Origin of the sequence: Leptobacterium flavescens, from assembly GCF_010671605.1 — a bacterium.
Lineage (GTDB): Bacteria > Bacteroidota > Bacteroidia > Flavobacteriales > Flavobacteriaceae > Leptobacterium > Leptobacterium flavescens.
Genome location: NZ_JAABOO010000003.1, coordinates 656,772 through 669,386, shown reverse-complemented (window position 1 = coordinate 669,386; position 12,615 = coordinate 656,772). Strand labels below are relative to the sequence as shown.

Annotated in this window: 11 protein-coding genes; 2 read left to right on the top strand and 9 right to left on the bottom strand. The window is 42.1% G+C overall.

Going from position 1 to position 12,615, the window contains the following annotated elements:
• Positions 1-69: 69 nt before the first annotated feature.
• The 9 genes from GWK08_RS15250 to xrtF all read right to left on the bottom strand — a co-directional run bounded on the left by GWK08_RS15250 (position 70) and on the right by xrtF (position 10,414).
• Positions 70-783, bottom strand: coding sequence for a heavy metal translocating P-type ATPase (locus tag GWK08_RS15250; protein ID WP_163608092.1), 714 nt, complete (start codon positions 781-783; stop codon positions 70-72).
• A 2-nt stretch (positions 784-785) separates the two neighbouring features.
• Positions 786-1,493 (bottom strand): acetolactate decarboxylase, encoded by a 708-nt coding sequence (locus tag GWK08_RS15245; protein WP_163608091.1) that lies wholly within the window; start codon positions 1,491-1,493, stop codon positions 786-788.
• Positions 1,494-1,557: 64 nt separating this feature from the next.
• Positions 1,558-2,130, bottom strand: a complete 573-nt coding sequence (locus GWK08_RS15240) for a DUF3347 domain-containing protein (protein WP_163608090.1) — start codon at positions 2,128-2,130, stop codon at positions 1,558-1,560.
• A 19-nt stretch (positions 2,131-2,149) separates the two neighbouring features.
• The gene (locus GWK08_RS15235) at positions 2,150-3,922 is read right to left on the bottom strand and encodes an efflux RND transporter periplasmic adaptor subunit (protein WP_163608089.1); all 1,773 of its coding nucleotides are present in this window, start codon (positions 3,920-3,922) and stop codon (positions 2,150-2,152) included.
• 18 nt (positions 3,923-3,940) lie between these two features.
• Entirely contained in the window at positions 3,941-5,191 is a 1,251-nt protein-coding gene (locus GWK08_RS15230) for a TolC family protein (RefSeq protein WP_163608088.1), read from the bottom strand.
• Positions 5,181-8,873 (bottom strand): efflux RND transporter permease subunit, encoded by a 3,693-nt coding sequence (locus tag GWK08_RS15225; protein WP_163608087.1) that lies wholly within the window; start codon positions 8,871-8,873, stop codon positions 5,181-5,183. Before GWK08_RS15225 ends, GWK08_RS15230 begins: the two co-directional genes overlap by 11 nt.
• 109 nt (positions 8,874-8,982) lie before the next feature.
• Positions 8,983-9,399, bottom strand: a complete 417-nt coding sequence (locus GWK08_RS15220; protein ID WP_163608086.1) for an HYC_CC_PP family protein — start codon at positions 9,397-9,399, stop codon at positions 8,983-8,985.
• A gap of 32 nt (positions 9,400-9,431) precedes the next feature.
• Positions 9,432-9,887 (bottom strand): exosortase F system-associated membrane protein, encoded by a 456-nt coding sequence (locus GWK08_RS15215; RefSeq protein WP_163608085.1) that lies wholly within the window; start codon positions 9,885-9,887, stop codon positions 9,432-9,434.
• Positions 9,884-10,414 carry an exosortase family protein XrtF gene (xrtF, locus tag GWK08_RS15210; protein ID WP_163608084.1) on the bottom strand — a complete coding sequence of 177 codons (531 nt, stop codon included), beginning with the start codon at positions 10,412-10,414 and terminating at the stop codon, positions 9,884-9,886. The genes GWK08_RS15215 and xrtF overlap by 4 nt, the downstream gene beginning before the upstream one ends.
• An 87-nt stretch (positions 10,415-10,501) precedes the next feature.
• Between xrtF and GWK08_RS15205 the strand changes: the two genes are divergently transcribed.
• Together GWK08_RS15205 and purH are read left to right on the top strand one after the other, a co-directional pair.
• Complete coding sequence (locus GWK08_RS15205) at positions 10,502-10,957, top strand: GAF domain-containing protein (RefSeq protein WP_163608083.1); 456 nt, start codon at positions 10,502-10,504, stop codon at positions 10,955-10,957.
• Positions 10,958-11,027: 70 nt separating this feature from the next.
• Complete coding sequence (gene purH, locus GWK08_RS15200) at positions 11,028-12,554, top strand: bifunctional phosphoribosylaminoimidazolecarboxamide formyltransferase/IMP cyclohydrolase (RefSeq protein ID WP_163608082.1); 1,527 nt, start codon at positions 11,028-11,030, stop codon at positions 12,552-12,554.
• Positions 12,555-12,615: the final 61 nt, after the last annotated feature.

Here is a 12,615-nt window from a genome sequence, read left to right as displayed (position 1 = left end):
AATTGCTCATTGTTAATTGATAATTGTTCACTGCTCATTACTCATCCCGATAGCTATCGGGACTCAATACTAAAAAAACAACATCAAGACTGCCATGACCAGCATAATGCTGTTCTCTATAAAAGTAGCCTTTGTCATTGGTAATTTAAGAGCAGTTCCGAGGCAAGCGCATTGAATGGACTTTTTATCCAGTAACACCCGTACTACTCCGATAGTAGTAATACCAAGAATAAACAAGGTGATATATAAAGCCGGTCGTATCTGTATTCGCATCAGGAACATTAACCCCAGAGCGGTTTCAATAAAAGGATAGATATATGCATAAGCCGGAACAGCCTTTGCCAGCGGATCGTACATCCTGAAGGAATCCGGGAATCCTTTGAGGTCAAGCATCTTAAAAAAGCTAAAAACTATATAGAAAAGCCCCATAAAATCGAGCATAAACTCACTGCCGGTCCAGGAACTAATGTTAAGAAGTACTGCTGCTACCGTGATATAGAAGAAAATAATAAACAGCGGTTTTAACTGCTGCAGATCTGATATTTTCTCTTCTTCCATCATCATCATAGCCGGAACTTCCGCCTTTTTCTCGCTAATAGCGTATTTGGACGGCAAGGCATCCTGAAGTTCTTTCAGGCTGATGTCTCTTTCGGAATCTATCACTGCTTCGTTCTTCTCAAGATTTACTTTAGCCTGAATTCCTTCTATCGAATTTAGTTTTTCCTCTACTCCGGTCCTGCAACCATCGCAGGTCATTCCGGATACAGAATATGTTTGTGTCATTGTTATTCCGGTAATTTAAGGATCATTCCCTCTCCGAGTTTCAGATCATCCACATGACCTCCCAATTTCTTCTTTTTATCTACAAAATGCAGATGCATATTGGTGGAGTGATGAGTAAAGATCCCTTTGTGTTTATTTGAATAAAATCCCAGTATAGTTAATTCTTCTTTATACAGAGAACCGTTTAAACCCGATTCTTTATGTTTCCGGTGACTGTGTTCGGAATCGCCTTCCGTCCAGTTTATCACATGCCAGTCAGTCCTTTCCGGGCTGCCTTCCAAAAGAAAGGCAAAAGGTTCTTCTGTGTTAAGATCGTTCTTTTCAGCTTCCTTAAAAACAAATGTTTCCAGTTGTTCTTTACTTATAACTTCCTTCGGAACCTGAATACTCTTCCATTTCTCCACATAAGAATACACCAGAAGAGATGCTTTCTTATTTAGAGTAGTATCTGTAAAAACTTCGTTTCCACTTACACTGCTTATATAGCCCTTTCCGTCCAGAACCTGGATCTCTCCTTTAAGTCCTGCAATGGCTCCGAGAGCATAAGCGTGCTTTTTATCCTGCAGCACGGAAAGCGATATATCCTTTCCTGCTTCCCCTCTCATTATTTCCTGAAGGGCTCCTTCGTGAAATACCTCATGTACTTCCTTCTGATCGGCACATCCACCGAAAACGATCGGTAAAAGTAACAGGAGTTTCAGCCTTTTCATTCCCCAAAGTTTACAACCTGCCATCCGTTGGTATCAGGACAGCAGGTTTTGTATATGTGGTAAATTATTGGATCTCCTGCTTTACCTCTCCGCACTCGAGCATCTGATCTCCGAAATAAGGGTTTCTGATCTGCTTTTCCGTAGAAAGCCAGTAAGCTCCTTTAAAATCGAATGCCATAGGGCAGTATTGTTTGTAGATCTTCCCGGAAGCAATATGCGCTTTGGAAACAAGCTCGGTAATAGCATTGCTCAGATCGGAAAAAGCCTTGCGTTGCGTTTTAAGGTCGTCTGAACCGGCAATTTCCGCTGCAACCTGCATCAATTCGTGATCCACACCTATATTAGCAAAGGCAGTACCGATATTCTCTCCTCCTTTTTTAGCTTCTGCCGCATCGGCCTGTACCAATGCATTTTTTATACGGATATACTCCTTATACATATCGTTATATCGGGTATCACTGAAGCTTACATTAAGAGCTACCTCATCGTAATTCACTTCTTCTTTAGTGGTCTTTTCCTCTTTTTCTCCTGTATTCACCTCGATCACTTCAATATTCTCCTTTTCTTTTTTATTTCCGCATGAGAGTGTTGAAAATAAAACTGCTACGACCAATGTCCTTATTATTGTATTTTTCATTTGAGTTAAAAATTTAAAATTATTCTATTGTTTTTTTTACTTCTCCGCATGTTAACATTGCGTCCCCGAAGTAGGGGTTTCTTATTTCTTTTTCCAGGCTAAGCCAGTTAGCTCCGGCATTATTATCGTACATAGGACAGAATTGCTTATACACCTTCTGATTGATCCCGAAAAGCTCTACTCCGTAGATCATATGTTCTGATAATGGTTTAAAAGCCTTTCGTTGTTCTGCAATATCCTTACTGTTACCTATAGAGGTTGATGTTTTTCTGATCTCCTTTTCAATTGCCATCCACTGCTGATGCATTTTCTGATCTTTCAGCAACTTCATATCTACTTTTTCCAGGCTGGTCAGTACGGCTTTTGCCGATTTTCCAGCGTCTTCCGCTTTATCTGCCACCAGATGGTCTTTGAGTTTCTCATAATTCAAGAACACATCCCTTAACTGATCCTGAAAAGCGGTCTCCACTTCCATCTTCATTGGTTCGCCTTCCATGTTCATCTGTTCACCTTCCATGTTCATTTGATGATGCTCATGGCCGGTACTGGTTCTTCCCCCATCCTTATTCATCATACTTTTCTTCCCTTGCAACTGGGCTGCCGCATCTACGGTAAAAGCACCGTTGGTCACTACTTCTTCCCCATTCTCCAATCCGGAGATCACCATATAAGAATCGTTCATGGCATTCCCGAGTTCTACCTCTCTCATTTCGAATACGGATCCCTCAGCAGGCGATTTTACATAGACTACAGAACGTTTCCCGGTCCACAGCACTGCCGATTTCGGAATGCTGATCTGGCTGCTTCCTTCCTGCAAATTTACGACTATCCTTCCGCTTACAAACATTCCAGGCTTGAGTTTATCATTACTGTTTCTCAGGACCACTCTTACAGGCACCGTTCGTGTAGTGGTGTTCAGTACAGGGTCTACAAAATCTATTACTGCATCTATTTCTTCATCCGGAAAGGCATTTACTTTCACCTTCACTTTTTGCCCTTTTCTGAGCATCTTTATCTGGCTTTCATAAGCATCAAATACTGCCCAGACCGTATTTAAATTGGTTACTTTATAAAGGGCACCTCCTTCACTGACATGCTCTCCTTCTTCTATCATTTTTTCGGTCACTATTCCGCTTACATCCGCATAGACGGGGATATTGTATTTCACTTTCCCGGAGTTCTGTATTTCATGGATCTGTGCTTCAGACAGCTTCCAGAGTTTCAGTTTACTTCGAACAGCTTTGTACAATTCGGGTTGTTCACTCCTGATCTCCAGAGCGGTCAGTAATTCTTCCTGGGCCGTTACCAGTTTGGGAGAATATATCTCCGCCAGCAATTTCCCGGGATAGATCTTTTCTCCGGTAGAATTGATATACAGTTTCTCTACTCTTCCTCCAAAATGAGATGCCTGCATTACCATACCTTCCTCATTTTCCATGATCTTTCCGGAGAGGGTAATCCCTCCTTCCGTACTTTGAACATCTCCCACCATGGTGGTCTGAATATTAGCAAGAGCAACCGCTCTTTCCGATAATTTAAACTGCGCCTCTTCCAGGCTTCCGCTGTCTTCGGCAGAAACAGGAACAAGATCCATGGCACAGATCGGGCATTGCCCGGGTTCGGGCTGCTGTATCTGCGGGTGCATGGAACAGGTCCACATCCCGTTCTCATCTTCCGTATGCTCATGAGAAGCATTCGAGGCCACCTCCGAACTGCCGCCTCTTCCGAAGAGCAACCAGCCCAGCAATAAGCCGGCTATGAGGATCCCTGAATATTTTATATATGTTTTCATCTGTTTAAGATTTTTATTTTAGTCCTGGGTAATAAACTCAAGTATAGAACGCTGTTCGAAATAATCGAATTGAGCATTTATCAATTTGAGTTCATAATCCAGTTTTAGTTTTTGAATATCTATTATGCTTTTAAAATCTATCGCTGCCGTTTCATAGGTGGTAAGGAGTAGCTTTTCTGCCCTATCTACTTTTTCAAGACTCTCTTCATAGGTCCTGATACTGTTTACCGCATTCGATAATCTGGAAAAAGCCATTTCGTACTGCATTCTCAGTTCGTTTTCCATCTCTTCCCTGGTGGCCTGGAGTTCCTCCTGTTTAATTTTAAGGCGTTTTTCCTTTGCCTTATACTTTTTAGAGAACAGGGGTATGGAAAGCTGTACCCTCGGCATGATAATATCTTTTCCGTTATCGGCCAGATCTGCCAGCGGCAATTCATCTACAAGGATATAATCTACTCCCACATTGATCTCAGGAAGTCCTTCCTTCTTTACAGCTTCTCTGGTCTTTTCAACGCTTTTTTCCAGGTTGTCGTACTGAACCAGCTGTGGGTTATTGGGGATCAGCGTCTTGTTATACCTCAATAGATCCAGATCTACGGGAAGCTCCATCGGTATTTTCACCTCTGTATCTTCCTCCCTGTTCATCAAAATATTAAAACTCACCTTGGCCGACTCTCCCAGATTAACATGCCGCTCCAGCGCATTTTCAAGATTATCTTTTTCCAGGTCTATGAGCAGCACATCCGAAGCAGTGGCTCTTCCGGTTTCCAGCGCTTGTAATGCCTTTTGTTCATAGGCCTTTATAACCTCCAGGTTCTCCAGTACTACCCGATGCCTTTTCCTATGGATGTGCAGGCGATAGTATGCCATTTTTATCTTAAAGAACAGCTCTCTTTTGGCATAGCTGAACAGATTGGCTTTTGCATCCGACCGTAAGATCTCACTCTCCCGTTTTGCCTTCAGCACCCCGAACCACGGAAAGGATTGAGATACACTGGCCCTTGCTCTTTGAGCTCCGACTCTGGTTTCGGTTTCCTGTACAAAATAACCAAAACCTATTTCCGTATCCGGAAGGCTTCCCACCTCCTGAATAGCCTCAAAGACCTGTTCTATTTCGAGCTGTATCTTCCTTAAAGCAGGAGAATTCTTTTCCGCCTCAACCAGGTACCCTCTCAAAGATTGTGAATAGGTTGAAATACTCATCAAAACGGAAATAAAGATCAGAAATGTCCTGAACTGTTTTCTGGTATTGGATGTTTTATTTTCCATCTGATTCAACTTTTTTAAGTTCAAATTCTTTTTTCCAGCTGAATAATACCGGAACTACAAACAAAGTGATCAAAGCGATCAGCATTCCTCCAAAGGATGGGATTGCCATCGGGATCATAATATCACTTCCTCTTCCTGTTGATGTGAGGATAGGTAAAAGCGCAAGTATGGTAGTAGCGGTAGTCATTAAACAAGGGCGTATTCTTTTTTCTCCCGCTTCAATGATCGATGCCCTTACCGCTTCCTTATCTTTAGGAAGGTTTCTCCTGAATGTCTGGGTAAGATAGGTAGCCATCACCACTCCGTCATCGGTTGCAATTCCGAAAAGAGCAATAAAACCAACCCATACGGCAACACTCAGATTAATAGGGTGCATCTGGAAAAGCTCCCGCAGATTAACTCCGAGGAAATCAAAATTCAGGAACCAGGACTCTCCATAGAGCCAGATCATCAAAAATCCACCGGCAAAAGCTACTGCTATTCCCGTAAATACCATCAGGGAAGTAGAAACCGACCTGAACTGGAAATAAAGGATCAGGAAAATAATGATCAGTGCCAGAGGAACCACAACGGATAAAGTTTTCTCTGCCCTGATCTGGTTCTCATAAGTCCCTGTAAAAGCATAACTCACTCCTTTGGGAACTTCCAGCTCTCCATTTTCAATTTTTGCCTGTATCGCTTTTTCAGCATTTTCAACAACACTTACTTCCGCCTCTTCGGCCAGCTTATCGAACAGCACATAGCCCACCAGGAAAGTATCTTCACTTTTTATGATCTGTGGTCCCTGCTCATAGCGAATTGCTACCAACTCATTAAGAGGTACCGGGCTTCCATTAGGCACGGGAACAAAAATACCTTCCAGGTCCTCAGGATTACTTCTCAATTCTCTGGGATAACGCACCCTCACGCCATAGCGCTCCCGTCCTTCGACGGTTTGGGTAAGCATCTTTCCTCCGATCGCCACTTCCAGTACCGACTGAACATCGTTAATGGCGAGTCCGTATCGCGCTATTTTTTCACGGTCTATATCGATAAGCAAATAGGGTTTCCCTACAATACGATCTGCAAATACGGCTTCTCTTTTTACTCCGGGAACTTCTTTCAGGATCTCTTCCAGTTCCAGGCCGAAAGCTTCAATCTGTTCCAGGTTCTGTCCCTTTACTTTAATTCCCATAGGAGCCCGCATTCCGGTTTGTAACATCACCAGACGCGTCTGTATCGGTTGTAGTTTAGGAGCCGAGGTTACACCGGGAAGCCTTGTATTACTCACGATCTCATCCCAGATATCGTTCGGGTTCCGGATCTCGTCTCTCCAGTTTCTATAGTAAGTCCCTTTTTTATCCGGGATCAATTCATTTTTATCAATACGCGTTCCCGAAGAAATACGGTTTCCGTTCCTGGTCTCAAACAAGCCGTCTTCGGTTGTTTTAAACTTCATCCGGTCTCCACTCTCATCGAGTACATATTCAGGTTTATAAATAATAATATTCTCGTACATAGACAGAGGTGCCGGATCGAGGGCGCTTTCCACCCTTCCCGATTTCCCGACAACAGTTTCTATTTCCGGGATACTGGCCACCGCCATATCCAGTTGCTGAACAACCCTTTTATTCTCATCAATACCGGCATGCGGTAAAGATGTAGGCATCAGCAGAAAAGAACCTTCGTTCAGAGCCGGCATGAATTCCTTCCCGGTATTCCTCCAGATACTTATTCCGAAGATCAGGATAAGCGTAGGTAAGGAAAGGAAAAGTATTTTATTCTGCAGAGCCCAACTAAGGATCCGGACATAATAGCGTCTGAAAAGGGTAAACACCCCCAATAATCCGAAACAGAAAATCGACACAAAGACCAGATTATAGAATACGCTTTTATCAACTCCGAGAGGCCTCCAATAAGCAGTTAAAAGCACAATGATGGTTATAACCGCCAGGATATTGTTTATAAGACCGGAATTATAGGCGGGAACACTGTCTATCTGTTTTAAAAGCCCCGTTAATGCAAAGGCAACAAGTAACAGTCCGATATAAAATCCCTGTATCACACCAATAACCCCCAGAACCAAAAGAATGATATTAAGAAGGTTTTTCAGATGTTTCTTAGGTGATTTCCATCCGAATAACCAGGCCGCAAAAGGTGGCATTAAAAACAAGGCGATCAGGATAGATGCTGATAAGGCTGCTGTTTTGGTAAATGCCAACGGCCTGAACAGCTTTCCTTCGGCACCGATCATGGTAAAGACCGGAATAAAACTTATAATGGTGGTCATTACCGCTGTAATGATAGCCCCCGATACTTCGGAAGTAGCATTATAGACTACGGTATTGATCGATTTGCCATTGGTGTTCTCATCGAGATGCCTGATAATATTTTCGGAGAGGATCACCCCCACATCCACCATGGTCCCGATAGCAATGGCTATTCCGGACAAGGCTACAATATTGGCATCTACATTAAAAAGCTTCATGGCAATAAATACCATAAGTACTGCCAGCGGCAGCAAACTCGAAATAAGGACAGAAGCCCTTAAATTAAATACCATGATAATTATAACCAGCACGGTGATCAGGATCTCCAGGCTTAGGGCTTCGTTTAAGGTCCCGAGTGTTTCATTTATCAACTCCGTACGATCGTAAAAAGGCACGATCGTGAGCTGGGAAAGCCTTCCGTCGCTCAGTGTTTTTGAAGGAAGCCCCGGGCTTATCTCTGCTATCTGATCTTTTACATTATTGATCACTTCCATGGGGTTGGCTCCGTACCTGGCTATGATCACTCCTCCTACCACTTCTGCGCCTTCTTTATCCAGTATCCCTCTTCTGGCGGCAGGCCCCAGGCTAACTCTGGCAATGTCCTTTACCTTTACCGGAGTAAAGTTTTCTGCCGTGATCACGGCGTTCTCAATATCCTCGATCGTCTTGATATATCCCAGGCCACGCACCAGGTATTCCGCCCTGTTGATCTCCAGCGTCTGGGCGCCTATATCCTTATTGCTCTTCCTCACGGCATCTACTACCTGTTGCAAGGAAATATTGTATTCTTTCAGAATGTCAGGATCTACATCCACCTGGTATTCCTGAATATACCCTCCTATAGAGGCCACTTCCGAAACTCCGTCAGCAGAGGAAAGTCCGTATTTAACATAGTAATCCTGAATGCTTCTCAATTCGTGAAGATCCCATCCTCCGGTAACTTCTCCGTCTTCATCTCTTCCTTCCAGCGTATACCAGAATATTTGCCCCAAACCGGTGGCATCAGGACCAAGGGCCGGCTGAACTCCATCCGGCAGGAGCCCCCCGGGCAGGGAATTGAGTTTTTCAAGGATCCTGCTACGACTCCAGTAAAAATCCACACCTTCTTCAAAAATGATATAAATGCTAGAAAAACCGAACATAGAAGAAGAGCGGATAGTCTTTACTCCCGGAACTCCGAGAAGGGAGGTCGTAAGCGGATAGGTGATCTGATCCTCTATATCCTGAGGAGAGCGCCCGTCCCATTTGGTGAAAACGATCTGCTGGTTCTCTCCAATATCGGGAATGGCATCTACCGCAACAGGGTTCTGTGGCAGCGGATCAAGTTTCCAGTTAAAAGGTGCCGTACTAACACCCCAACCGAAGAAAAGCAACAATAGCAAGACAGCTATCAGTTTGTTTTCTATTAAAAACTTAATGCTTTTGTTAAGCATAGGTTTATATTTTTAAGTATTCGACTATAATTTATTAAATCAATCGTACTTCCTACAAAGAAAATACTTTCTCCGTAGAAAAACTTCTATTTAGCGCTATACTTAAAAATCAAATGAGGTAGGTCTCGTGCAGTACCTGAATATCCCTTATAAGGGGAGGCGGGGAATAATCCCTGAATGGAATGATATTTTCCTCCAGACCTTCAAACAGGTCCTGAAAAGAGTAAACAAAAGATATTAAAAACTGCTGCTGATCCAGATCGAGGTCGCTGAAGGAAAGTTTCAGTTCATCCTGACCTTCAACATGAAGCACCTCATCGGTACAACAGGATTTTTCCACTGCGGCACAGGAGCCGGAAGTGTCTTTTACAGCCATCATCATCTTACAGTTATCAGCCTCTCCAAGTACAGAAGTATTTACCAGGAAAGTACCGCAATAGTGGTTGTGAACAGTAAAAGAAACTGTAGACATCAACACCAGTAGTGCCAGTAAAAAAGCTGATATTTTAGATAAAAATGACTTCATTTACCCAACAAAAGTACTAATAAATTTAAAAATCAACTTTTGTTTATACTTTCATTAACAGCGCTCTGCCTCTTTTTCTGGTAATAAAAAGCAGGTATCAGAATAAAAACCAGTAGTGGTTGGATGAGAAATCTCCGGACGTAAAAAGTCGCCAGGTAATTCTCTTCAAGATGCCTCAACAGATAAAAATAAACCGGGATCAACAGTATAAAAGCAATCCCGTAAATGAGGGCAGAAACCTTAACGATCTGCCTGTCTCTGAAAAAGAGGTAAATGATAAGAAGTGATATGATCGCATTGAGAGCGTATCTGAAAAAATGGTTTAACAGAAGTACCGGCCAGTTGTAGTCCGGGGATGCAATACGTGTAAATTCGCTCTTAAAAAAACGGATAAAAGGATCGTAGAACAACTCATTTTCAAATGCCCTGATAAGAATCAGCAGAATGCACAGAATTCCAATTCCCGAATATTTCAATACGAACTTCATTCCTTTTTGGCATATTTATTCACCCAAAGTACCCAAAGCAGAAATACCATCCCGTAAATAGCTACGGGAAAAAGGATCTGATGCATAAAATCTTTGTATTCCGGAAAACGGTAAAGACCTATGGTAAGCACGCCTACCCTGAAGATATTCACAAAATAGATAAGGATGCCTCCAAGGAGGATAAAGGTCAGGGTCTTTTTAATACTCCCCCTATAAGCAATAATAAAAGCCGTAAAAAGAATAAAAACGCTAATAGCATTGCAACCTTCAACAATTCGGGCCACATAATGGTCATTTATAAAAAAGCGAACGAAAGGTTCTTTCTCTACTATCTCAGTATTTACTTTGTAATCGAACCAGTCCACAAAAACCCTGCTCTGCTCAGCCACCAGTCTGGTAACACTGTCGGGAGCTTCATTAAAAGTATTCAGGAATGCGTTATAAAGTAAGGTCAGCACCGTATAAGCGACAAAAAAGCGAAGGACAAAAAAGACAGCAGCCTTGTATTTTTTAAAAGTCTTAAGCACTGTTTACAGGTGTTTGAAACAAAAATATACAAATCTGCTTCAACTTTTAATTGATTTTTTAAATACTTTTGCGCAAAAATTAACACTATGAATCTGGAATCTTTAAAACAACCTGTTTACAATATCATTGCAGATTACAATAAATCTGTAGAAGACAGACTGACGGCAGTTTGTGAGTTTCTGAAATCTTCTGTGGATTATTACAACTGGGTAGGTTTTTATTTCAGGAACGGAGACAAAGAGGAATTAAAACTGAGTTCTTTTGCGGGAGAACCTACAGATCATACCATCATTCCTTTTGGTAAAGGGATATGCGGACAGGTAGCTGTATCCAACAAGAACTTTGTAGTGCCCGATGTTAAAGCCCAGGACAACTATATTGCATGTAGTATTAATGTTAAATCGGAGATCGTGGTTCCCCTGTTCTTAAAAGGTGAAAATATCGGTCAGATCGACATCGATTCTCATGCTGTTGATCCGTTTTCGGAAGAGGATGAACGCTTCCTGGAATTTGTGAACGAAAAAGTAGCAGAAATTCTATAATTTTTTTCATTTAGTGTGCTGATTTTGATGCAAAAAATTACTTTTGCAATCAATAACAACACAATTAAAAATGAATCTTTCAAAATCTGCTAAATCGGCGCTGATTTCTGTTTTCAGCAAAGAGGGATTAGAACCCATTGTAAAAAAACTTAACGAGCTTGGAATTGCTATTTATTCTACCGGAGGAACTGAAAAATTTATCCGGGATCTGGGAATAGATGTCATTCCGGTTGAAGATGTAACCAGCTACCCTTCCATCTTAGGAGGGAGAGTAAAAACCCTGCACCCAAAAGTATTTGGAGGGATCCTGAACAGACAGGACAATGATACGGACGTAGCTGAACTTCAGCAATACGAGATCCCGCAGATAGATATTGTTATCGTAGATCTTTATCCTTTCGAAAAAACTGTTGCCAGCGGAGCTTCAGAACAGGATATCATTGAAAAAATAGATATAGGCGGAATTTCTCTGATCCGTGCAGCAGCCAAGAACTTTAAAGATGTAATGTGTGTAGCTTCTGTTGATGACTACGCAGAATTCCTTTCTATCATCTCCGAAGGGAACGGCATTACTTCGCTGGAAGACAGAAAACGTTTTGCTGCCAAGGCATTTAACGTTTCTTCTCACTATGATACTGCCATTTTTAACTATTTCAACAGTGATGAAGTTGTTTACAAAAGCAGTATTACCAAAGGAAAAGAGTTGAGATATGGAGAGAATCCGCATCAGAAAGGATATTTCTTCGGAGAGTTTGAGGAGATGTTCGATAAACTTCACGGAAAAGAGCTTTCATATAACAACCTTCTCGATGTAGATGCAGCTGTAAACCTGATGGGAGAATTTAAAGGAGACCAGCCTACCTTTGCCATTTTAAAGCACAATAACGCCTGTGGTATAGCTACACGTCCAACTGTAAAGCAAGCTTACACAGATGCATTGGCGGGAGATCCGGTTTCTGCTTTTGGAGGGATCCTGATCTCAAATACGGAAATAGATGTAGCTACGGCAGAAGAGATCCACAAACTATTCTGTGAAGTGGCGATCGCACCTTCCTATAGTGAAGAAGCACTCTCTGTGCTAAAAGGAAAGAAAAACAGGATCATTCTGATCCAGAAAGATATTGAATTACCGGAAACCCAGGTAAGAACATGCCTGAACGGGGTATTGCTGCAGGATAAGGATCTGAAAACCGATTCCGAAGGAGACCTGAGCGTTCAGACAAACGAAAAACCGGATGCTTCACAAATAGAAGATCTTTTGTTTGCATCCAAGATCTGTAAACACACCAAATCCAATACCATCGTCCTGGCCAAGAACAAACAGTTAATGGCAAGCGGAACAGGACAGACCAGCCGTGTTGATGCTTTGAGACAAGCTATTGAAAAGGCAAATTCATTCAATTTCGATCTGAAAGGAGCCGTTATGGCGAGCGATGCCTTCTTCCCTTTCCCGGATTGTGTGGAAATAGCCGACAATGCAGGTATTACTTCTGTAATTCAACCCGGAGGTTCGATAAAGGATCAACTAAGTATCGATTACTGTAATGAAAACAAGATGGCAATGGTATTTACAGGCACACGTCATTTTAAACATTAAATTTATTACATTTGATACTTATCAGACCAAATAAGTACAGGAACATTAATTAATAGCTTAA